Raw genomic sequence first — 24,489 nt, forward strand, 5'->3', positions numbered from 1 at the left:
GATAAAAATACAATGTTGAAAAAAATATTTTATAACCTGATTTGTGTAAGCTCATTACTGATTGCTAGTTCTTGCGACAGTTGGTTAACACTGAGCCCACAAGACGGAATCGTGCAGAGCCGATTCTGGCAAAATAAAGAACAAGTAGAGTCTGCAGTAGGTGGTATCTATGCTTCTTTGATAGATGGTTTGCCTGAAAAAATGTTCATTCTGGGTGAAATCAGAGCAGATATGGTTACTAGTTCATTCAGAATTACCAATGCTGAACTAGACATCATGAGTAGTAATATTCTACCAACGAATGCCTTGACAGACTGGAGAGATTTCTATCGTATTATTAATTACAGTAATACTGTAGTAGAGTTTGCTCCAACTGTATTAGACAAAGATAAGACTTATACAGAAACAGCTTTGAAAGGGCACGTTGCTGAAGCAAAAGCCATGAGAGCATGGATGTATTTCTATTTAGTAAGATTATACGGAGATGTGCCATTGAAACTGTCGGCAACTAGTAGTGATGATGAGATTGTTCCTTTAGCAAAATCGGGTAAAGATATTATTCTTGCACAGATTGTAAAGGATTTAGAAGAAGCAGAGAAGGATATTCCAAGTACTTATGGCAACAAAGAAAAAGACCATAGTAGAATAACAAAACACATGGTAAATACCTTACAGGCTGATGTGTATTTGTGGATGGAAAAACCAACTGAAGCGTTGGCTGCTACGAATAAAGTAATTGCAAGTGCTAAATTCGGTTTAGTTTCAAGCCCAGAAAGAAGTATATCTTGGTTCAATACCATCAAAGCGGGAAATTCAAACGAAGGTATTTTCGAGTTGGCTCATGGTAGTGATTATGTAATCAGATTTGTAGCTACTACTTATCCTTTCTATGCCATTTTTGGTTCGGGTGCTTCTAGTACTTATAGAAGATACCAATCTACCACTTATGTAACTGAAACACTTTTCACAGAAGATATCATAGACCCTACTAATTATGACACACGTGCTGATGATGCTTCTTTAAGTACAGCTACGGGGGTAATTAGAAAGTACGACCGTCTGACAGGTGATACTCCTTTTAACTTTATCGTGTATCGTTATGCAGATGTACTCTTGATGAAAGCTGAAGCTTTAGCCTTGCTTAATAGAGGAACAGAAGCGTTAGCCATTGTTAAGCAAATTCGTCAAAGAGCTTGGGCAATTCCACAAACTGAAAAGTCGCCAGAGCCTACCAATATTGATGGTGTAGGGGGTGTGTTGGAATATATCTTGGATGAACGTGCCAGAGAATTTGCCTTTGAAGGAAAACGTTGGTTTGATGTACTTAGACATGCCAAAAGAAGTAATTATAAGCGTCTTGACTTATTGATTGATTTAACAGCCAGAAGTGTTCCGAGCGAGAGACAACAATCTGCGATTGCTAAAATCAAGGACCCTAATAGTCACTATTTGCCGATTTATCTATATGAACTTCAAACAAATACACTTTTGGTTCAGAATCCATTTTATAAGTAACCAGCAAAGGTTATAACAAGATTTTTCAAGATGATTTTGGAGACATTAAAAAAATAAGAAAATGAAAAAGTTAATACAATCGCTCACATTACCATTGCTTAGCCTATTAATAGGGCTAGGTATTATGAGCTGTACGGACGTAAAAATTGTTGAAAGCACCACGGGTGATGCCAACTTATATAGTTACCTCCTGAAATACCCTGAAAAGTATTCAGATTTTGCCAAAGTGATTGACAAGTCTGGCTATAGTGGTTTTTTGGATGCTTACGGAGCTTATACGATGTTTGCTCCTACTAACACTGCCGTGAAAGCTTATTTAACTCAAATTGGCAAAACAACAGACCAACTTACTAAAGAGGAGGCTCAAGGTATCGTGAAAATTCACGTAATCAGAGATACCCTTACTACCAACTCTTTTAAAGATGGTAAATTACCTTTAGTAACGATGTATGGACAATACTTGCTATCAGGAGTAACTAATGGCACTGAGGGTTCAAGCTATACATTAAATCGCCAAGCGAATATCACTGAGTCGAACATCAAAACGGGTAACGGAATGTTGCATATTTTGGATGCAGTATTGAAACCTGCTACTAAAACAATTGCACAATTTGTAGGTGATAATCCAGACTATTCAATCTTTACACAGGCATTGAAAGAAACTGGCTATTATGATTCGCTAAATGTCATTAACGAGAATATCGACAAACGCTTTATGACTTTGGTAGCGGAGTCGAACACTGTATTAGCAAAGGGTGGTTTTACAGACTATGCGAAGCTGAAAGCGAGATATTCGAAGACGGGTAATCCAAAACTTAAAACAGACAGCCTTAATATTTATGTGGCATACCATATCCTAGATGGGGCTAAATATTTGGGGGATATTATTACGGCTACGTCACACATCACAAAGGTATCTACAGAACCTACAGTAGTTAGTTCTAAACTAGAGGGACAAACTGTATTATTGAACGACGATATTTTTAACGGAGTAAGAGAAGTAGGTGTTGAATTATCACGTACACTAAGCGACAACACTGCCACTAATGGTGTAGTACACAGCAGTTTAGGAGACTACAACGTAAAGTTACGTTTACCTATCAGAATTGACTGGGACGTTTGCGATTTCCCTGAAATCAAAAAGCTTTCGACATATTATGGTAAAAGAACTTATGCTTTCCCAGTAGGTACTGTATTGAAAGACATCACTTGGGCAAATGCCAGCTTCCCTCCTACTTATGTATATGCGGGTTCTGAAAACGCTGCCAAAAGAGATTACCTACAAGTACCAATGGGTGTACCTAGTAGAAACTTATGGCTTGATATGAAAACGCCAATTATTCCAAAAGGTAAGTATAAAGTATGGATGTGCTACAGACGTCAACGTACATCAAACAGCTTTACAATTACTTGTACAGGGGCTATTGATGGCGAAACGCTTACGCGTCCTTTCTTATTTATCGATCAAGTTCCTTCATTATCTGCTGGAGAATTAGAATCATTAGGTTGGAAAATTTTTATGTCGCCAGGAACAGACATCAATGCGGCAGCACGTTTGCTTGGAACGATTGATATTAAAACGACAGATAGACATACTTTCCGTTTGCAGGCTATCAATGGTACGCACTCGCCAAACAACATCGATATGATTCAGTTCATTCCAATCAATCAGAATCAAATTAGTCCTCGCCATTTACCAGACGGTACGCTGATTAATGAGTAACCGCTTGTATTCCGATGATAGAAACTGGTCAATAAAGAGACTTATATTATAAATATTAAAAGCATTCAAATGAAAATAAGATACTTATACTTTTTACTAATTGCCTTTTGGGGAACAATCCTACTATCGTGTAAGACTTGGGATGACCGCTTAGTATCTGCAAATGATGATTTAGGAAAAACCTTATTTGCTGAAATTAGTGCACAAACTAACTTGAGTAAGTTCAAAGAACTTTTAGAGAAATCGGGGTATAGCAAAGTACTTTCTTCTTCTAAAAACTATACAGTGTGGGCTCCTACCAACGATGCCTTAGCTAGCTTAAGTACTACCATCATCAACGACTCGGTAGCGTTAAAGGCCTTTGTAGGTAATCACATTGCTTTACAGAGTCATATTATGCCTACCACAACCTCCACCGAAACGGTTGGTTTGGTCAATGGTAAATATGTTACTTTCGGGAAGGATGTTTTTGCTACAGCAGCCATTACATCTTCTAACAAGTATGTAGGCAATGGTATATTACATGTTATTGGTTCGGCGGTTTCTGTATTACCTTCTTTATGGGAATATGTCAATAGTACCAAAGCTACTTTTTCTCAAAATGCAGCCATTATCAACCTTACATCACAGGTATTTAATGCTAGTAAAGCTACGATTGATAGTATTAGCGCAACTACTGGTTTGCCAGTATATCGCCCAGGAACAGGTTACGAAACAGTAAACTCTTTCACAAAAGGCGTATATGATTTGAATGATGAGTCGAAAAAATACACCTATTTTCTTTTGGCAAATGATGTATTCAGTCAGGAAGTGACAAAAATTTCTCCATATTTCAAAACTAGCACAACGGATAGTACTTACCGCAAAGCTGCTTATGAAACCATTAAGGATTTGGCTATTGAAGGAGAATATTCAATCAATCAACTTCCAGCTACGTTAAAATCAAAATTTGATGTAAATCTTACGATTGATAAGTCGGCTATCGTGCAAACGATTAAAGTAAGTAATGGAACGGTATATGTATTGAATAAAATTAGCGTAGCTGTCAACGAGAAGTTTAAGCCAATCATTGTTGAAGGTGAAAATTATGCTAGCAGAATGCCAACAGCATCAAGCCTTGCCTCTACTGTAATTGCGACACGTACTTTATTAAATCCATTGACTAATACAACTTCGAAATCAGTTTTTGTGGTTGGGCATGGTAATGCAGGTTTCTGGCTTCGTTATAACTTACCTGAAACACCATCTATTAAATACAGAGTGTACTGGGTAGCGATAAACGATTTGTATGCTTCAAACACTGCAACGGGCGAAACAGCCACTTTTACCATTAACCAAAAGTTAGCGATGGCCTCGTTGAGTTCAGCAACCTTTGCTTATCCAGCAGCGGCACTGCCAGTGAAGAATTATACAGAACAATTACTCGGTGAGTACACAGTAAGTTCTTATGGTACACTAAGCCTATATTTAGTAGCCAACGGAACCAATGCCATGTCTCTGGATTACATTAAGCTTGTACCAGTTCTTTAGTTTGCTACATAATATTTTGCCAAAAAACGAACGATGATTCTAATGAAGTATTTCATAAAAAATATACAAACATTCCCCAAAACGACTGTCGCTTTAGCATCTTTTTGTGGATTAGTACTGTGCGGCTCAGCTGTACAGGCTCAGGAAACCAAAATTCAGGAAGTAGTTAAAATTCATCCAAAATATAATACCGAAATTTCGGGGGTTATTATCAGTGCATCAACAGGTAAACCTGTGACTGGTGCAAGGGTGTATTATAAAAGCATGACTTCGTCTATTACTGCTGAAGATGGTACATTTAAATTAAGTATTCCTAATCCAATGGTTTCAATTTCGGTTGAATGCCCAGGGTATGAGAGTACTGAAATTGCTGTAGCAAAACGCAGTAAAATCAACATTGTTATTCAAGACCAAACTGGCCTTGAAAAATCATATGTTTTGCCAACAGGAATTTCAATAGGAAAGCGTGTAGTAGGTGCTACAAGTTCATTGCCTGTGCCAGATGCTTGGTCAAAAATTACAGATTCTCCAGATAGTTATTTACAAGGTAGAGTAGCAGGTTTGAACAACACACGCTATTCGGGTACTGCTAACAGCGGAACATTCACTACTTTGCGTGGTTTAAATTCATTGCAAGGTACCAATCGCCCGCTTTATGTAGTTGATAATATCATTTATGATGCTGGCGTATATGGAAGCTCGCTGAATAGTAATTATTTCGATAATCCATTAGGATACATTGATGTAAGAGATATCAGTAACATTACGGTGTTAAAAGATGCCTCTGCAGCAGCATTGTACGGAACAAAGGCGGCGAATGGCGTAATTTTAATTACTACATCAAGAGCGAAAGAATTAGGAACAAAAATTGACTTTGCGATGTATGGCGGGGTAAACATGGCTCCTAAAGATTTGCCTGTTATGAATGTTAATAGCTATAGAAGTTATTTATCAGATATTTTATCTTCGTCAGGCTATTCAAATTCACAGATTGAAAGCTTGCCATATATGAATGATAATAAGGCTACCAACCCTGACTATTATACTTATCATAACGAAACAGATTGGCAAAAGAAAGTATATGCTAGCAAGCCATTAACCAACATGTATTTGCGTGTAACTGGTGGTGACAACATTGCAAAATATGCTCTTTCAATCAATTATTTGAGCAATAAAAATGGTGTGGTTGGTTCTACGTTAGAAAAATACAGCACGCGTTTTAATGCAGACATGAACCTTAGCCGTAAGCTTACTGCTGCTGCCAATTTGAGTTTCTCTTATAACGAAGCCGAAACAAAAGATTTTGGTTTTGCTTCTAAGACTAACCCAATCTATTTATCATTGGTAAAAGCACCATTCTTAACAGATTATAGTGTTTCAAATACGGGTATATTCTCGCCATTTTATGCAGACGAAGATATTTTCTCAGTAGGTAACCCTGCGGTGGCTGCTACAAGCACGATTGGTGGTAACAAAGCTTATCGTTTCTTTGGTGTACTTGATTTCCAATTTGCTTTTTCGAGTGCGTTAAAAATCGGAACTAACATTGCTGTTACGTTTGATAAAATCAAAGAAAACCGCTTTATACCAAACTATGGTTTAGTGAGCGATACCCTTAAAAACGTATTGGCTCTTAACCAGTTGAGCTCACAAACGAAGCGTTTGTTCAATGTTTCAAACGAAACGTATTTAGCATTTAATAAAACTTTTAAAAACGTTCATGATTTATCAGGACGCTTAGGAGTACGTTTTATTAATTCAAGAATAGAACAAGACAAAATCTTCGGGTATAACTCAGCTACTGACCAATTAATCAGTGTGGGTAATGGTTCTGTTATTTACAATGATATTCAAGGAGGCATTGGTACATACAACTGGATGAACACTTATTTGAACTTGAATTATGTTTATTCAGACAAATACTTCTTATCATTCAACGTAGCAATGGATGCGTCGTCTCGCTTTGGTAAAAGTGTATCAACCAGCGATGCTATCAGAATTGGCAACACACCATTTGCATTGATGCCTTCGGTTTCTGCGGCTTGGTTGCTTTCTTCTGAACAATTCTTAGCAGATGGTCCTTTCGATTTATTGAAACTTCGTGTATCTACTGGTCGTGTTGGCAATGACGATATCGGTAACTATGCTTCTAAGCAATATTATGTTGGCCAAAACTTATTAGGTCTTCAAGGTATTGTACGTGGAAACATTGCTAATCCGAACTTGAAATGGGAAAGCGTTTCAAAATTCAATGCTGGATTAGACATGAATATTCTTCATGAGCGTGTGAGTTTAAGTGTTGATGTATTTAACAATAAAACAACCGATATGATTGTGGCTGAAAAATTGCCAACAGTAACGGGATTAAGCTATGTAATGACAAACGGTGGAGCGATGAGTACTACAGGAGCAGAAGCTAGTTTGAATATTAAATTATTGAACAAATCAGACTTGAAGTGGGATTTTGGTGTTACCATCGCCACATCAAAAACAAAGTTAGATAAGCTTCCGAATGGTAATGCAGACATCATTTCTAACTACGGACAGGCTTCGTTCTTGAGCAGAGTAGGTGAAAGTCCAAATGCATTCTATGGCAATGTTTCAAGAGGTGTATATGCTACGGATGCGGCAGCAGCAGCAGATGGTTATATGTCGAGACTGGCAGATGGTTCTTTAAGAGCTTTCAAAGGTGGTGACATAAGATTTGAAGATGTAAATGGCGATAAAATAATCGATGACCAAGACAAAAAGATTATCGGTGACCCAAATCCTGATTTTTATGGTGGTATCAACAACCGTATAATCTATAAAAACTGGACGTTAGATGCCCTTTGTAGCTTTGTATCTGGTAACGAAGTATATAATTATACACGCAGAGTGTTAGAGTCTGGTAATGGTTATTTAAATCAATCGCAAGCAATGGTAACTCGTTGGAGAGGAGAAGGACAAATAACAGATATTCCAAGAGCTACGTATGGTGACCCTGTTCAAAACTCACGTTTCTCAAACAGATGGATTGAAGATGGTTCATATTTTAGATTAAAATCAATTTCAGTTTCTTATAATTTCTCTGTCAACAAAAGTCTTTTGAAGTATTTAACAGTGTATGCTTCGGCAAACAATGTATTGACACTGACAAAATACCTTGGGTATGACCCAGAATTTAGTGCAACAAATGCAGTAGTAGGACAAGGCGTTGATAATGCATTAGAGCCTATCCAAAAATCATTTCACTTAGGCGTTAAAATAGGTTTATAAGATTAAGCTTAACAAGAACCCTCAGTAAACTGAAATTATTAATCGTTAAAATTATCGAAATAAGATGAAATCAATTTTTAGAAAAATAATCATCAATCTAGGTGTACTTTCTTGTGTGTGGATTGGTACTTCCTCGTGTTCAAAGGTATTTGACCTTGACCCTGAAGAAGCCCTAACTACCCAGCAAATGTATCGTGACATCTATGATGCAGATGCTGCCATTATTGGCTTATATGGTAAGTTTTCGAAGCTTGCTAAACAATATGTAGTATTAAACGAACTTCGTGCTGACTTGCTCGATGTTACTGAAAATGCTGATTTATCACTCCGTGAAATCAACAATCACAGTGTTTCTGCTAATAATGCTTATGCTGACCCTCGTCCTTATTATGAAGTAATTCTTAACTGTAACGACATCTTGAAGAATTTCAAGATTATGGTGGAGTCTAACAAAATAAAAAGAACCGAATACAACCAACGTTATGCTGATGTAATAGCCCTGAGAAGTTGGCTTTATTTACAATTGGCAATCCATTTCAATAATGTACCCTACATTACTGAAACGATAGAACAAGTGTCAGACGTTTCGGCTATTGCTAGTAAGCCTTCTATTCCATTAAAAGAAATGGTAAAACAGCTTATTACGGCCATGGAAACGATTCCAAGTGTGTATCTTGACCCTTATACGTTAGATAACACTTTTGTGTCAAACAACGTAGATGGCTACTCTCCTACTACTTTCTTTATTGAAAAACACGTGTTGTTAGGTGATTTGTACTTATGGGATAACCAATTTAACAAGGCTGCTACGATGTATAAATATATCATGACGACATCTGACCGTCTTGGTTATGAAGCAACAGACATCAATACTTGGTATCACTTATACAAAATTACACGTGGACAAATATCAAGTGGTATGGGGCCAGTAGCGGTAAGTTATGATAGTAATATCAACGACGAAAGTAGATTATTGGATAACAATAGTACTGGCTGGCGTTCACTTTTCGCACGTGATCGTTCGAATACTAACTATAATGGTACTTCTAATACATCCTCTATCTCGCGTGACCCTGAATGGTTGTGGTTACTACCATTTGACAATAAATTTTTACCTCAAAACCCATTCATTGATCTTTTCTCGAATGTAGGTGGTAGCTATTTATTACAGCCTTCGCAACAAGCACAGGATATGTGGAATTCGCAAACACAAACGAACAATTTCTCATTCGATGCCCGCGGAAGAATGTCGTATAAAATGGTCAATGGTAGACCTGTTGTGTACAAGTATTTGTATAACTATCTTAATCCAAACTTAACGGGTTCGGTACTTACTTTAGTTGGTAAAAGTTTACAAGAAAAGAATGGTCGTTGGTTCTTGAACAGAGCAGCTAACGTACACTTAAAATTTGCTGAAGCAGCCAATCGTGAAGGTCGTAGAAAATTGGCCTTTGCTTTAATGAACAGTGGAGTAGCCGCTACTTATAATGGTACATCTACTGATAAAACTAACTTGATGAATACTTTTGATGTTCCTCCTTATGACTTTGATGCAAGAAACGGTGATGCCCCAGTGCGTTATCGTTCATCATGGCACTTGGCTACGGGAATCAGAGGTAGAGCGATGTTGAAAGACGTAGCAGTAGTTGGTGATAGTACATTATCTATTGAAAATTCTATCTTAGATGAAGGAGCTTTAGAGCTTGCTTTTGAAGGCCACCGTTGGAGCGACCTTTTAAGAGTAGCACTTCGTAGAGATAACCCTGCATTCTTAGCAGATAAAATCTATGATAAATTAAGAAAAGCTAACAACCCTAACGCAGCTGCGATAAGAAGTAAATTGATGAATAAAGACAATTGGTTTTTGCCTTTTAAGATTCAATAGATATATTGAGTCAGAGATTGGTCAACTTTTTAAAAGTTGACCAATCTGATATTGACGAATCTAATAAAATCCATCCGTTCTAGTAGAGCGGATGGATTTTTATTTATTAGTCTTTCCTGACCGCAGTCCCATATCTCTTATACAAAACCAACGATATGATAGCGGTAACAATAATCAATATCAATAAAGCCATTACTATTTTAACATCCTTGAATATTGAGGTGAGTGTGCTGAATAATAATGATTCAATAAAGAAAACAAGTCCTGTATATATCCACCATGCATTATAAGTAGGTAGGTTTTCCAGTTCAATATTTACGGTAAAGTTATCTGAGAAGAAAAGTGTTTTCCATTTAGGGAAATCCCACAGTAATAATCCGATTGAGGCTATCAATAATAAGAATGTGATATAGACTGTCCCCGCAAAATTCATCGAAAAGGTTATCAGAAAGATATTGGTAATGATACCTAAGAAAATAAGGTTTCCGATGGTAGCAAACCGTTGTGTCATTAATAATAATGCAGCAAGTATTTGTGTAAAACCTAAGAATTGCCAGTAGATACCTGTTTGGTACATGGCTTCAAAGAAGAATCCGATTGGATTAGAAATTGGGATAGTTGTAAAACGGTTTCCCATTAATTTGGTAAGCCCAGAGGGCACAAAAGCAAAACCAATGAGATACCTCATCCAAATCACAAAAAATGAAAGGTACTCGTTACGTCGTACACTAAGGTAAAGGTTGTATAGTATATTCACAAAGTTGTGGGAATGGTTTAGTTGAAGATATTCAAATATAGTAAATTATATAGGTTTGTCAACTTTTTGAATAGCTTTGACAACTTTTAAAAGTTGTCAAAGCTGTAATTCCTCACTGCATATTCCAATACGCTACACTCCAAATCAATGTGCTTCTAACCAATTCAAGCCAACGCCCATACCTGTTTCCATTTTTACAGGGAAAGGAAGCGCATTTACCATTAATTCATTTACTTTTTCTTTCATCAATTCCAATTCTGATTTATGTACATCGAATACTAATTCATCATGCACTGTCAGAATCATACGTGATTGTAATTTTTCTTCTTTGATAAAGTTATTTACTTTAATCATCGCCAACTTAATCATGTCCGCAGCCGACCCTTGAATCGGTGCGTTTACGGCGTTACGTTCAGCAAAACCACGCTCTACCATGTTATTTGAATTGATGTCACGCAGGTAACGTCTTCTTCCCAAAATGGTTTCTACATACCCTTTATCACGCGCATTGATTACAGCAGTATCCATGTATCGTTTAATAGCTGGGAACTCTCGCCAATAGCTATCAATAATTTCTTTGGCTTCGGTTCTGGAAATAGCAATTTGCTGTGCCAAACCAAAAGCCGAAACGCCGTATATAATACCAAAGTTTACGGTTTTGGCTTTTCTACGCATATCAGAGGTTACTTCATCTAAACTAACATTGAATACCTTGGCTGCCGTAGTTGCGTGAATATCTCGCCCTTGGTTAAAGGCTTCAATCATCGACTCGTCATTGGCAACAGCCGCCATAATACGTAATTCTATCTGCGAATAATCGGCTGAAAGAATTAAAAAATCATCATTTTTAGGAATAAATGCCTTCCTAATTTCACGACCTCGCGGTGTACGAATAGGAATATTCTGTAAGTTAGGATTGGTACTTGACAAACGACCAGTAGCGGTAACAGCCTGATTAAATGACGTATGAATACGACCAGTTCGTGGAGAAATCATCAATGGCAGGGCATCTACATACGTAGATTTAAGCTTTTGTAATTCTCTAAAATCCAGAATTTTACGAGCAATCTCGTGTTCAGATTCCAATTTAGACAATACCTCTTCACCCGTCATATACTGACCAGTCTTTGTCTTTTTAGCTTTAGGGTCGAGTTTTAATTTATCAAATAAAATCTCTCCTAATTGTTTTGGCGAGCCAATATTAAATTCTTGTCCTGCTAATTCAAATACTTTGGTTTGTACCTCTAGCATATCTTTCTCCAAAGTTTTTGACATCACTTTTAAGAAATCTATATCTAGCTTCACTCCCTCCATTTCAATATCACAAAGCACTTGGGTCAGAGGCATCTCTACTTCTTCTAATAGCTTTACTGCACTCGGATTTTGGGCTAGAATAGGATGTAATTTCCCTTTTAACTGTAAAGTAATATCAGCATCTTCGGCAGCGTATTCTTTGATTTTCTCAAACTCTACCTCACGCATATTGCCTTGTTTAGCACCTTTTTTACCAATCAATTCTTCAATCGAGACGGGGGTATACTGCAAGAAGTCCTCCGCCAAAATATCCATCCCGTGGCGTTTTTCAGGCTCGATGATGTAATGGGCCAACATCGTATCATACGTTTTACCTTTTATCTCCACACCATATTGCGAAAGCACCATTAAGTCATATTTGATATTTTGGGCAATTTTTTCAATTTTCTCATTGGCAAAAATTGGCTTAAATTCATCTACGATGGCTTGCGCCTCTTCTCTGTTTGCAGGGGTAGGTACATAATATGCTTCGCCAGTTCTGTAAGCAAACGACATTCCTACTAATTCTGCTTCTACAGCATCTACACTAGTAGTCTCGGTATCGAAACAAATTTCATCTTGCAAACTCAAAAAATGAATTAATGACTGGCGTAGTTCTGGTGTATCAATCAAATGATATTGATGTACCGTTGTATTAATTGTTGCTTTTTGATGGGATATATTATCATCACCTTCGCTAATATCAAAAAGTTCTAATTTCTTTTCTTCCACAATACTTCCGAACAAATCAAATTGTCCAGTCGCTGTTTTTGATTTACCCGAAGCAATAGATTTTTTCGGTTCCGTATTAACAGAAACTTGCTCAGTATTCTCTTCTCCTAATAATCTTCGGCGTAATGTTCTAAATTCTAGTTCATCTAAAAGCGGAGAAAGTAATTCTTTATTTACGTCACAAACCTTTAAATCCTCCTCATCAAAAATTACAGGTACTTCACAGTGAATCGTCGCCAATTCTTTCGATAACAACCCTTGTACCGCAAAATTTCTAACATTTTCCTGCTGTTTTCCTTTCAGTTTATCTACGTTTTCGATAAGGTTTTCCAAAGTACCATATTCCTGAATGAGCTTTTGGGCAGTCTTCTCTCCGATTCCCGGAATCCCAGGAATATTATCAGATGCATCGCCCATCAAACCCAAAGTATCTATCACCTGCGAAACATCCAGAATACCCCAACGGTCTAGAATCTCTTTTACACCCAATACCTCTGCTGGTTTGCCCATAAAAGCAGGCTTATACATAAAAATACGTTCTTCAACGAGCTGACCGTAATCTTTATCGGGCGTCATCATATAAATCTCCATATCTTCATGTTCGCGAGCAGCCCTTTTGGCAATCGTTCCGATAATATCATCAGCTTCATAGCCCTCCATGATTAACATGGGAATATTCATGGCTGCACAAAGACGTTTGATATAAGGAATGGCAATGGTAATATCTTCTGGTTGAGCCTGACGCTGAGCCTTGTAAGCTTCAAACTGAATGTGTCTGAAAGTCGGAGTAGCCGTATCAAAAGCCACACCAAGGTGCGTAGGTTTTTCCTTAGTGAGTACTTCCAACAATGTATTAGTAAACCCAAACACCGCACTGGTATTCAGTCCTTTAGAAGTAATACGAGGAGTTTTCTGGAAAGCAAAGTGCGCACGATAAATCAAGGCCATTGCGTCGAGAAGAAATAGTTTTTTCATCTGATTGTAACGAAGAGTATATGTCTTGAAAGACAAGATTTCCTCAAAAATACCAAAATCTATTGGTTCTGTTTCACGAAGATTGAAAAGATGGTTAATATTGTGTAAATAAATGAAAAGAAGATGTTACGAAAAGTAAGAATACAGAACTTCAAGAGCCTTAAAGATGTGACGCTCGAACTCCAAAAAGTAAACCTACTGATTGGTCCAAACAATTCGGGGAAGAGTAATTTTTTGAAAGGGTTGGAGTTTTTTACAAAAGAAGATAAAAGTATATATGACAGTACTTTACTTTTTAAGAGGAATTTGGAAAATATTTTAAGCATTTCTTTCTACATAGAAAATTATAACAAAAAAAGCTTAATAAAACTTGAAGGTACAAGTGATAAATTTGGTTTATTCGTATCAGAAGAAATTAATATAAATCTTTCTAACAAAAATTTAGAAGATACAATAGTTCTTGTTAAAAATGGACATGATTCAATATCTTCTTATGTTGAGGAATCCAACATTTATAAACCAGACCCAAATACGTTTACAAAACTTGCGGATTTAAACTCGGCGGATAAATTATTACCTAACTGCTCAAACTTAGTTCCTTTCTTATTTAATTTAGGTCAGAATCATAAAAAGTTATTCAAAACCCTTGAGGATAATTTAGCCAAATGTATAGAGGATTTAGTTTCAATTGGTACACCAGCAGAAGGAAATAAATTAAGATTAAAGCTTTTTGATAAAGAGGATAATGATTACTGGGCAGACGAAGTTTCAGAAGGGGTTTTATACTTTCTCGCTCTTCTCTGTATTATTCATCAACCAAATCCACCCAAATTATTATTATTAGAAGAACCAGAAAAAGGTATTCATCCACGAAGAATTCATGAAATCATGAAATTTATTTTTCAATTAGTAGAAGATAAAGATATTCAGGTAATTATGACAAGTCATAACGAACATGTTTTGGAAGAATTTAGCACAATGCCAGAATCAGTTTTTATTTTTGATAAAGACGAAGAAGGAGCAACTTTTGTTAAAAATCTTCAAAAAGATATTATTGAACCTAGTATTGTTAAAGCAAAAGAATTTGGTATTGAACCAATTAACTATACAGATAATATTGGCGAAAATTGGTTTATGGGTCTAATGGGAGGTGTACCAGCATGAAAGAAAAATTAATCTACACCTTACTTGGCGAAGGATACGCTGAGTATGCATTTCTAGAAACTTATTTGAAAAGAGTTTTTGAAATAGAAAAACCTAATATTCAATTGGTTTCAAGCAGACAAATGAAACCTAGTGGAGGCAAATCAAGCTCATCTGTTATTTTATCGAAAATTAAAGACCATTATATCACATCATTTATAAATAGAAATGATGTAAAACTCTTTATTGCGGGTATTGATTTAGATGAATCAGATTTTGAAGATAATATGCCCAAGTATTATGCAAAAATCGAAGAAATGAAAAATAAGTTAGGAAACCTTTATAGTAAATTTGAAGATAAAACAATATTATTCGTACCGATTCAAGCCATAGATTATTGGATTTTATATCAGCAAAAAAGTGAAAATAAAATCTCAAATAATTCTCTTGAAAGTAGAAATAAAGATGAGATAAAGAAAAGGTTATACGGAGATAGTAACGCAAATCAAATTAAAATCGAAAAGATATCCCTTGAAATTGCAACTAAAGCCGACTTTGAAGAACTAGCCAAACAATCTAAAAGCTTCAAGCTTTTCCATAACCAAGTAAAATCATTTATTGAAACACTCTAAATAAAACAACGGCTGTCTCCATCCCAGAAACAACCGTTATTTTCCTTTAAATCCTTTCAATACTCATCTTTCAACATCTTTACAAAATCATCTTCATAGGCTTTTAGCGCCTTTAATAATGCTTGTAATTCGTTGTATTCCGACGAGCCTTTTTTGGCATTGTAAAGTTTGTCTGCTCGTTCCGAGGCTTTTTCGTATTCAGCTTCGTTTTTAATCTTAATCATTTGATTTATCTGTAATTGTTAGTGTGTTTTTTCTTCCCAAATTTTACACAAATTTACAATAGTTTCCGTAGCTTTTTCCATATCTTGTACAGAAACCCACTCATGTTTTCCATGAAAAGCATGCTCGCCCGCAAAAATATTTGGACAAGGCAAACCCATAAATGAAAGCCTTGACCCGTCCGTACCTCCTCTGATACTCATTTGTTTAGCTTCAATGCCACTTCTTTGAATAGCTTCTAAAGCATAGGTTGTTACTTGTGGTGTTTTGTCCAATACTTCCTTCATATTGCGGTATTGTTCAAATACTTCAAAGATAGCTTTTGAGTGTGAATAATTAGCTAAAACATCGTCCATTATTTCTTTCAATTTAGCTTTATGGGCATGAAGTTTTTCTTCAGAAAAATCGCGAATGATGAATTCAATGGTGGCTGTTTCTACCATGCCCGAAATACCAACAGGATGGATAAAGCCTTCCATGCCTTCTGTTGTTTCTGGCGATAGACTGTCTTTTGGAAGACTCGCTACAATTTCGGCTGCAATTTTCAACGCACTTTCCATTCTACCTTTAGCAAAACCTGGGTGCTGACTTACTCCCTGAATAGTAATTTTCACACCATCAGCAGAAAAGGTTTCATCTTCTAATGAACCTAAAGTTTCGCCATCTATCGTATAGCCAAAGTCTGCTCCTAATTTCTGTAAATCTACTGCTGCTGTTCCTCTTCCGATTTCTTCATCGGGTGTAAACAAAATCTTGATAGTACCATGTGTTATAGCAGGATTATTGACTAAATGATAAGCCGCATCCATTATCTCAGCTACACCAGCTTTGTTGTCTGCCCCTAATAAAGTAGTTCCGCTTGCCGTTATGATATCGTTGCCATATTGATGTGCCAAGTCTGGATGTTCGGTCAATTTGAGGACTTGCGAATTATCATCTGGTAAGGCAATATCTTGCCCTTGATAATTATAATGAATAATTGGCTTTACGCTAGCACCTGAACAGTCGGGAGAAGTATCTACGTGCGAACAAAAGCAAATGACAGGAACATTTTTGGCTGAATTACTAGGAATAGTAGCATAAACATAGCCAAATTCGTCTAAATGGGCATCTTTCACGCCCATTTCAATCAATTCCTGAACTAAAACTTTACTTAAATCCTTTTGTTTAAAGGTAGAAGGTTGAGAAGGTGAATTGGGGTCAGACTGCGTATCAATTTGTACGTATCTCAAAAATCTTTCTGTCGATGTATTTTTATAATTAGTTAGCATTTAGCGTGTTTTAAATTGTCTGTTTAATTATTAAGGTATTTTATTTACAAAGGTAACAAAGGTTTAAATTTTCGTGATTAACTTGCGACGAGATTATTACAGAATATAAGGTTCTTATTGAAAAATAGAATTTTTTCAACAACTATCTAAATTTTGCAAAGAAAAACCCACTTATCCATTAGAAAGAGGATTTTTCATTTAATTTCGTATCAACAAAATAAAAACATATTTTTTCAAGATAAAGCCCAATAAATTATAGGTTATGTCAGAATTTGCAGAACTCTCGTTAGGTGACAAAAAGTATCAATTTCCTGTAATAACAGGAAGTGAAGATGAAAAAGCAATTGATATTGCCAAACTCCGTGATGAAACAGGTCATATCACCATTGATTCTGGTTATAAAAACACTGGAGCAACAAAAAGTGCTATTACGTTTTTGGACGGTGAACTAGGGATTCTTCGTTATAGAGGTTATTCTATCGAAGAATTAGCAGAAAAAGCTACTTTCTTGGAAGTTGCTTATTTGTTAATCTACGGTGAACTACCCACTACAGAGCAATATGCCGCCTTCGAAAACGAAATCAAAATGCACACCATCGTTAACGAGGATATGCGTAAAATTTTTGAAGGTTTCCCTGTAAATGCACACCCTATGGGCGTACTTTCTGCAATGGTTTGTGCAATGTCTGCTTTCTACACAGGCGACAAAGCTGGGGCTGATGAATTAAACATTATTCGTTTAATGGCTAAAATGCCTTCAATGGCTACTTGGTCTTACAAAAAATCTCAAGGTCATCCAGTAAACTATCCAAACAACTCTTTAGATTATTGTTCAAATTTCTTGAACATGATGTTTGCTTTACCAGTTGCTCCTTACCAAGTTAATCCTGTGGTTGCGTCAGCTCTAAATAAATTATTGATTCTTCATGCTGACCACGAACAAAACTGTTCAACTTCTACAGTTCGTTTAGTAGGTTCTTCTCATGCTAGTTTATATGCTTCAATTTCGGCGGGTATCAATGCACTTTCTGGACCACTACACGGTGGTGCTAACCAAGAAGTAATTGAAATGCTAGAAGCTATCAAAGCAGATGGTGGTGATACTTCTAAGTACATTGCGATGGCGAAAGATAAAAACTCTGGTTTCCGTTTGATGGGCTTTGGTCACCGTGTTTATAAAAACTTTGACCCTCGTGCTAGAATCATCAAAAAAGCAGCAGACGATGTGTTAGCAGCTTTAGGTATCAATGATCCAGTATTGAAAATTGCTTCAGAATTAGAAGCAGCAGCTTTGAGTGACGAATACTTCGTAGCACGTAAGCTATATCCAAACGTAGATTTTTACTCAGGTATCATCTACCGTGCATTAGGTATCCCAACTGATATGTTTACAGTAATGTTTGCAATTGGTCGTCTTCCAGGTTGGATTGCTCAATGGAAAGAAATGAAAGCTAACAAAGAGCCTATCGGCCGCCCACGTCAAGTATATGTAGGTGCTACTGAACGTGCTTATGTTAATCTTGCTGATAGAAAATAGTTTTTCTTAACAGATATATTGAAAGAGGTGTTTTGCGATAAGTAAGACACCTCTTTTTTGTTTTTATTGTGGGTAAAAACTCCCATTATCTCACTGATAAGCTATGTCGAACTGAATACAAATTATAAAGTTATGTTAGTTACCTATCTAACCTATCAATTTACATAAAAGTAATTTCAATAATTATCATAAATTATATCCCTAAAAAAACATATAACCATTAATCAAATTTGAAAAACTTAGAGGCTTGTGCAGTAACCGCAGACGATAATACCTGCTCACTAAGCCCACAAAATAATCCTAACAATAAAGCTACTTTTAAATCTTTGTTGATATTAGTAGTTACTAACTGACCAATAGTAATATTTAGAACATTAGTTACAAATATTAGAGCTAGTGTAATTGTTAAAAGACCAGCAAATATTAATCGAATAATAGGTTCTAAGCGGTCTTCTTCTAAAATATGTAGAGTCTCAAATTTCAAAATAGTCTTTCTTGAACCGAAGGATAACCAAACACCCGTCATACATCCACCCCAAATGGCAAAAAAACAAGTAGTTGCCAAATCAATTATATTATATTGTAAATACAAATAAATAGCTATTATAGATGGGATAGCCATATACAAGGCATTTATACCTAATTTTTTCATATAATTATTCTTTAGCCGTCCTCCTTCTCGTGCTACAACGTCTGCTTGATAAATAGCAAGTGCACGAAGTCCATATGATGGCTGTGCAAGAGAACCAACAACAGCAAACTGGCATAAACCCAACAGACTATTATAATAACCCAAAAATTTAGGATTACCATCAGGAAATAAACCTTGAATAACTGTTAAAGTTCGATGAACTTCTTCTGAGAATATTTGCTGGTCTTCTGGGATTTCCGTCACATTGGAAGCAATATGGAAATAAATATCTCTCGAGTCACTGGGATTCTGAGTTACAATAAATGCTCCTATAGCCATTTTTATAATTTTAGACCACAGTGAGGACAAGTAATTGAACCACCATATGATTTAATCCTTTCTGTCAACACTCCTTTTTCGATAATATTAGGAATTACAATGTCTTTATCTAAAAACACAAGTTCTTCTAATAATTTATCTTCGTTAGCACTTCTAGCATTATCTCCCTTGTCAATAAGAGATTTTTTTAATCTACCTAATTGTTCTGTCAGCATAATTATTATATTTCTATTAATTGAAAATTATGTTAAAAATATCTCTTGATAAGTTAATTAAATCTTATACTAAGCTAAATAAAAAATAGAATATAAGTTTCTTCTTTTCTATTTAAGAATATGATTTAAATATAAGTTATGTAAGAACATATTGAAAGAACTATTTGAATAATTATGCAGTATATTTATTATTCGGTACTAATAGTCTGTTATTATAGAGACACGATTAGTTCAAGTGTCAAACAAACCATCTCTTGAACTAATGATGTAACAAATATTTTCGAGATTGCTGATTAGGTTATATCTCATTGCTAATATTCTTGAATATAGTTGATTTATACGCTAAATTAGGTATATCAATATATTATTTAACTTTCGTTGATAATCACTTTTTATTGCTAAAATGAGGATTCAAACTTTATTCCACATTCAGTCATGAATCAGGTAACGCTCAATATTCCCGAAAATAAGTTTGCTTTTTTTATGCAGTTAATTAACTCTTTGAACTTTGTTCAAGTGGCTGACCCTAAAAGCGAGTACAACCCTGAATTTGTAGATAAGATTCAACAAAGCCGACAAGAGTATAAAGACGGTAATTTTATAAGTGTTGAAAAAGAAAATCTTAAAGACTTTTTAGGTATTGAATAAGTTACCGCATAGATTTTATAAACTACTCATGGCATGCCTTTACTAGTTTCATCATATTTGCCAAGCAAATGGAATTCATGCCTAAACCGTGGTCTGTGGCACACAGAACACAATACTTGGCTTGACTATTTTAGTTTATAAACTATGGATATGAAAATTTAGCGTTATGTTCTGTGTGCCACAGACCATGGTTAGAAAATTCAAAGAACATCTCACCCCCAAAACATTCCTAGCTAATTCTTAGAACGAGCAAATGCTCTATGTGGTTTTAGGTATTAGGAAATCCAAAGACCAGTACTTGAACCAATGAGGGAATATAGCCTTTTTTTATTAGATTTGTTAAAATCTAAAATCCTTCATCAATCATGAAAAAAACGCTACTATTTTTAGTTTTACTATTATCTCACCTATCCTTTGCACAGAAAGGAAAGGAGAAGATTTTGGTTACTGACATGACCAAAATCAAACAAGCTGGCAATGTATCTATCTCGCCCGATGGCAAAAGAGCTATTTATGTATTAAGAACCAACGAAGGTAGCGAAACCGATAAACTAGACTTTGATTATCGCTCGCATCTATGGCTTACTGACTTCCAAACGGTTAAACAGTTAACTCGCGGTACTGAAAGCGTAGGTGGTGCTACATGGTCAGCAGATAGCAAACAGATTGCTTTTGCTCGAAGTGTAAAAGGGAAATCGCAAATATTTATTATGCCCTTAGACGGTGGAGAGGCATATCAATTAACAGACTTTAAATACGGCGCTAACAATCCCCAATGGTCGCCAGACGGCTCTAAGATTCTCTTTTCGATAAGTGTTACTTTTTCAGATATATTGAAAGATTCCTTATTGAATCCTAACAAAAAACTCCCTTCTTGGTCGATTGAAAAAGCTGGTTTTAAAAACAACGATTTCTTGAAAGGTGATAAAAAGATTAAAGCGAATCCAAATGGAAGCATTGAAGAAATCAGGGCTTATCTTGAAAAAGATGTGGAAGATAAGAAAGCGAAAGTAATTAACCGTCTGAATTTTCAAGGAGAATCTACGACTGAACCTGAAATTCGTTTTAGCTTATTGTTTGTGGTTGATGCGAAAGAAGGAGCAAAACCTTTTCAGATAACAAAAGGCTTCTGGTCGTATAGTGGTGGAACGTGGTCGGCTGATAGTAAGAAAGTATATGCTTCGAGCGGTAGAGATAGTTTGCAACACCCCGACCGTGAGCTTAATTCAGCTATTGTGTTACTAACCGCTGATGGTTCGGATTCAAAACAACTTATTGCTGAAAAAGGTATTTCGTATAGTGGTGCTACGCCATCACCCGATGGAAAATTGTTGATTGCTACGATGTCGAAAACAGATTGGTTAGGATTCAATCAAATTATTTTAGCCAATGCTGACGGTACGAATAAAACCAATGTAGTATTTGATAGGGCTGCCAATAATTTTGAATGGACAGACGACAGTAAGTATGTTTATTTTACGGCAAGCTCAAACGGGGTACTCCTATCTATCGATTAGATGTTCAAAGCAAGAAAATAGAACGACTAAGCGATTTTGATTCGGGCATTAGCGGTTTTGACATCTCAAAAGAACGTATCGTTTTTGCAAAAACAGAAGTAAAAAATCCTTCTGAATTATATACTGCTGATGTATTGATGAAAAACGCCATCAAATTAAGTGCGCATAATGATGAATGGCTACAAAATAAAGCCTTGAGTTTCCCTGAGAAAAGGGTTTACAAAAACTCTAAGGGACAGTCGGTAGAATACTGGATTATGAAGCCTAGTAACTATGAAGCTGGTAAAAAATATCCTTTATTGTTAAATATGCATGGTGGACCAACGGCGATGTGGGGACCAGGCGAAGGCTCGATGTGGCATGAATTTCAATATTTCTGTGCACAAGGCTATGGTTTAGTATATGCTAACCCACGTGGTTCTGGAGGATATGGAAAAGATTTCCAGTTTTCAAATTATCAGGATTGGGGTAAAGGACCTACGGAAGATGTATTAGCTGCTGCAAGCGATGCTGCTAAAGAAGGTTGGGCGGATACTTCTAAACAGTTAATCACAGGAGGTTCGTATGCTGGTTATTTAACAGCATGGATTATTTCGCACGACCATCGTTTTAAAGCTGCCTTTGCACAAAGAGGGGTTTATGAACTATCTACCTTTATGGGTGAAGGTAACGCGTGGCGACTAACGCCTAATTATTTCGGGGGTTATCCTTGGGAAGAAAATATCAAACCTATCTTAGCACGAGAATCTCCTTATACGTATGTCGATAAAATCAACACACCATTTTTAATCAAGCATGGTGAAAATGATTTAAGAACTGGTGTCATCCAATCTGAAATGATGTATAAATCATTAAAGATTATGGGTAAAGAAGTAGAATATGTACGAATGCCAGGAGGTACACACGAGCTTTCGAGGTCGGGAAATGTTCGTCAGAAAATTGATAGAATGCTTAGAATTTATGAATTCTTTGAAAGATATATCGGGACAAAGTAAGCAAATGAGTATTTTTTACTATAGAAATGGGGAAAATCAACATGATTTTCCCCATTTCTTTTTTGCCCATCTATTCCTTAATAGACGTATAGATATGCAATCGTGTAAAAAATGCCACACATTAAAGGAATTATTAAGATGGAATAGGTTTTTTCTATATCTCTACATCAAACAGAAGAATAATATTTCTATCTCTTCATTAAAATTATTAAAATATGAAAAAGCTATTTTTAACATTCGCCATCCTTGCTACGGCTTTAGTTGCTACAACTCAGAAAGCTACTGCACAATTCTCATTAGGTATTCATGGTTCATATTTCGCTCCAGATGCTAAAGATGCTAAGGGTCTTTATGGTGGTGGTTTACAAGCAAAAGTATTTGTAACTGAACAATTTGCGGTGGGTGTGGGTGTAAAATCTATCCAAGAAGAATTCAAAGGCACTGGCTACGAGTTCACAAATACGATTATTCCTGTTACAGGGATGCTTGAATACTATTTAACAACAGGTGTTGTTCGTCCATATATTGGTGCAGAAGCAGGTGTTTTTACTTCAAAAGTAAAAGGAAATGTATTAGGTGTAAGTTCTGAGAGTAGTTCTTCAAAATTCGGAGCCGCTCCAAAATTTGGTATCGCTATTCCAATCGGTAATCTAGGTATTTTTGCTGAAGGTACTTATAACTTTATCTTCGATAACAAAAACGGAAATGATAATGGCTCACCTACAAATGCAGACTTTAGTACTTCTTCTAAATTCTTCATGGTAAATGCAGGTTTGACTTTCGGATTCGGAGGAAAATAATTCAAATGATTAGTTTTAATCATAAAAAAATGCTTCGCTGTTCGGCGAAGCATTTTTTTTATTCTTTTACTGGTAAACTCATCGGTCTGGTAGCGGTTGAATCCAACCTAAACCTTCCTTCTGAATCTCTGACAACCATCATATACATTGGTTTTCTGCTTAATAACACATCAACCATTGATATTTGTTGAGTACTGTCTATACCCATTGGTATTTCATCTTCCTCTTCATTCAAACTCACAACACCATCACCAAAAGAGAGTACTTTAATCTTAACTGAGGCTGTTCCTATGCCTATCAACCCTAAATCTTTAGCCGCAGCATAAGAAACATCCAAAACTCTTCCTCTACTATGTGGCCCTCTGTCGTTTACTTTCACTACCGTCACCAAACCATTTGAAGGATTGGTTACTTCTAATAAAGTACCAAATGGAAGGTATTTGTGTGCAGCTGTTCTGCGAGTGGCTTTGTAGCGTTGACCGCTTGAAGTTTTTCGCCCTTCGAACTTACTAGCATAATACGAAATCTTTCCATGTAAAGTCTTCTTAGGTTTGGAAGGAGTTGATAAACTAGTAATTGTGGCTGTAAAAAGCAGGAAAACTGTTTTTAAAATCATAATAACATATTTAGAAACCTACCGCAAAAGCCTAGCGATGTAGTACAATTGATATTGAAAAAGATTATATCAAATCGTTTTACAATAAGGGTTTCGTGAAACAATCATTTAATATTCAGATACGCTACCGTTAACTTAAACCTTAAAAAATTGCAAAAAAAATTCACCAAATACTATTTCTTTAAATACCATTTGTTAAATCAAGTGTGCAATTTACACTTTTTTATCCAAAATTCGGATGTATAGACTATGACA

The 24,489-nt window shown here is 36.0% G+C and carries 19 protein-coding genes; 12 read left to right on the plus strand and 7 right to left on the minus strand.

Features of this window, described 5'->3' with window-relative positions; translation table 11 throughout:
• Positions 1 to 12 precede the first annotated feature (12 nt).
• The 5 genes from AC1RNE_RS06545 (at position 13) to AC1RNE_RS06565 (ending at position 9,911) form a co-directional block, all read left to right on the plus strand.
• Entirely contained in the window at positions 13 to 1,515 is a 1,503-nt protein-coding gene (locus AC1RNE_RS06545) for a RagB/SusD family nutrient uptake outer membrane protein (RefSeq protein ID WP_492800221.1), read from the plus strand.
• Between the two features lie 61 nt (positions 1,516 to 1,576).
• Positions 1,577 to 3,238, plus strand: coding sequence for a fasciclin domain-containing protein (locus AC1RNE_RS06550; protein WP_492800222.1), 1,662 nt, complete (start codon positions 1,577 to 1,579; stop codon positions 3,236 to 3,238).
• A gap of 69 nt (positions 3,239 to 3,307) precedes the next feature.
• Positions 3,308 to 4,768 (plus strand): fasciclin domain-containing protein, encoded by a 1,461-nt coding sequence (locus tag AC1RNE_RS06555; protein WP_492800223.1) that lies wholly within the window; start codon positions 3,308 to 3,310, stop codon positions 4,766 to 4,768.
• Positions 4,769 to 4,810: 42 nt separating this feature from the next.
• Positions 4,811 to 8,026 (plus strand): SusC/RagA family TonB-linked outer membrane protein, encoded by a 3,216-nt coding sequence (locus tag AC1RNE_RS06560; protein ID WP_492800224.1) that lies wholly within the window; start codon positions 4,811 to 4,813, stop codon positions 8,024 to 8,026.
• Between the two features lie 64 nt (positions 8,027 to 8,090).
• A complete protein-coding gene (locus AC1RNE_RS06565) occupies positions 8,091 to 9,911 on the plus strand; it encodes a RagB/SusD family nutrient uptake outer membrane protein (protein ID WP_492800225.1) in 1,821 nt (606 codons plus the stop codon).
• A gap of 106 nt (positions 9,912 to 10,017) precedes the next feature.
• Here AC1RNE_RS06565 and AC1RNE_RS06570 read toward each other — a convergent pair whose 3' ends face one another.
• Positions 10,018 to 10,599 carry a hypothetical protein gene (locus AC1RNE_RS06570; RefSeq protein WP_492800226.1) on the minus strand — a complete coding sequence of 194 codons (582 nt, stop codon included), beginning with the start codon at positions 10,597 to 10,599 and terminating at the stop codon, positions 10,018 to 10,020.
• A gap of 213 nt (positions 10,600 to 10,812) precedes the next feature.
• Positions 10,813 to 13,668 (minus strand): DNA polymerase I, encoded by a 2,856-nt coding sequence (gene polA / locus AC1RNE_RS06575; RefSeq protein ID WP_492800227.1) that lies wholly within the window; start codon positions 13,666 to 13,668, stop codon positions 10,813 to 10,815.
• 123 nt (positions 13,669 to 13,791) lie between these two features.
• On the opposite strand from polA, the gene AC1RNE_RS06580 reads away from it, so the two are divergent.
• On the plus strand, positions 13,792 to 14,832 hold the full coding sequence (locus tag AC1RNE_RS06580; RefSeq protein WP_492800228.1) for an AAA family ATPase: 1,041 nt from the start codon (positions 13,792 to 13,794) through the stop codon (positions 14,830 to 14,832).
• On the plus strand, positions 14,829 to 15,443 hold the full coding sequence (locus AC1RNE_RS06585) for a hypothetical protein (RefSeq protein ID WP_492800229.1): 615 nt from the start codon (positions 14,829 to 14,831) through the stop codon (positions 15,441 to 15,443). Before AC1RNE_RS06580 ends, AC1RNE_RS06585 begins: the two co-directional genes overlap by 4 nt.
• 56 nt (positions 15,444 to 15,499) lie before the next feature.
• Here the strand turns inward: AC1RNE_RS06585 and AC1RNE_RS06590 are convergent, their stop codons facing one another.
• A complete protein-coding gene (locus tag AC1RNE_RS06590) occupies positions 15,500 to 15,667 on the minus strand; it encodes a hypothetical protein (RefSeq protein ID WP_309914503.1) in 168 nt (55 codons plus the stop codon).
• 18 nt (positions 15,668 to 15,685) lie between these two features.
• On the minus strand, positions 15,686 to 16,936 hold the full coding sequence (gene pepT / locus AC1RNE_RS06595) for a peptidase T (protein WP_492800230.1): 1,251 nt from the start codon (positions 16,934 to 16,936) through the stop codon (positions 15,686 to 15,688).
• Between the two features lie 262 nt (positions 16,937 to 17,198).
• Between pepT and AC1RNE_RS06600 the strand changes: the two genes are divergently transcribed.
• Positions 17,199 to 18,473 (plus strand): citrate synthase, encoded by a 1,275-nt coding sequence (locus AC1RNE_RS06600; RefSeq protein ID WP_492800231.1) that lies wholly within the window; start codon positions 17,199 to 17,201, stop codon positions 18,471 to 18,473.
• Between the two features lie 220 nt (positions 18,474 to 18,693).
• On the opposite strand, the gene AC1RNE_RS06605 is transcribed toward AC1RNE_RS06600, so the two are convergent.
• Together AC1RNE_RS06605 and AC1RNE_RS06610 are read right to left on the minus strand one after the other, a co-directional pair.
• Positions 18,694 to 19,443, minus strand: coding sequence for a hypothetical protein (locus tag AC1RNE_RS06605; protein WP_492800232.1), 750 nt, complete (start codon positions 19,441 to 19,443; stop codon positions 18,694 to 18,696).
• A 2-nt stretch (positions 19,444 to 19,445) separates the two neighbouring features.
• Positions 19,446 to 19,658, minus strand: a complete 213-nt coding sequence (locus tag AC1RNE_RS06610) for a hypothetical protein (RefSeq protein WP_492800233.1) — start codon at positions 19,656 to 19,658, stop codon at positions 19,446 to 19,448.
• Positions 19,659 to 20,093: 435 nt separating this feature from the next.
• Between AC1RNE_RS06610 and AC1RNE_RS06615 the strand changes: the two genes are divergently transcribed.
• The 4 genes from AC1RNE_RS06615 to AC1RNE_RS06630 all read left to right on the plus strand — a co-directional run bounded on the left by AC1RNE_RS06615 (position 20,094) and on the right by AC1RNE_RS06630 (position 23,618).
• Positions 20,094 to 20,306: a DUF2683 family protein gene (locus AC1RNE_RS06615; RefSeq protein ID WP_492800234.1), complete on the plus strand. Its 213-nt coding sequence runs from the start codon at positions 20,094 to 20,096 to the stop codon at positions 20,304 to 20,306.
• Positions 20,307 to 20,671: 365 nt separating this feature from the next.
• Positions 20,672 to 21,823 (plus strand): TolB family protein, encoded by a 1,152-nt coding sequence (locus tag AC1RNE_RS06620; protein ID WP_492800235.1) that lies wholly within the window; start codon positions 20,672 to 20,674, stop codon positions 21,821 to 21,823.
• A 137-nt stretch (positions 21,824 to 21,960) separates the two neighbouring features.
• Entirely contained in the window at positions 21,961 to 22,818 is an 858-nt protein-coding gene (locus AC1RNE_RS06625; RefSeq protein ID WP_492800236.1) for an alpha/beta hydrolase family protein, read from the plus strand.
• Positions 22,819 to 23,033: 215 nt separating this feature from the next.
• Positions 23,034 to 23,618 (plus strand): hypothetical protein, encoded by a 585-nt coding sequence (locus tag AC1RNE_RS06630; RefSeq protein WP_492800237.1) that lies wholly within the window; start codon positions 23,034 to 23,036, stop codon positions 23,616 to 23,618.
• 58 nt (positions 23,619 to 23,676) lie between these two features.
• On the opposite strand, the gene AC1RNE_RS06635 is transcribed toward AC1RNE_RS06630, so the two are convergent.
• Positions 23,677 to 24,234, minus strand: coding sequence for a septal ring lytic transglycosylase RlpA family protein (locus tag AC1RNE_RS06635; protein ID WP_492800238.1), 558 nt, complete (start codon positions 24,232 to 24,234; stop codon positions 23,677 to 23,679).
• Positions 24,235 to 24,489 lie beyond the last annotated feature (255 nt).

Source organism: Arcicella sp. GW822-FHT02H01 (assembly GCF_058802005.1).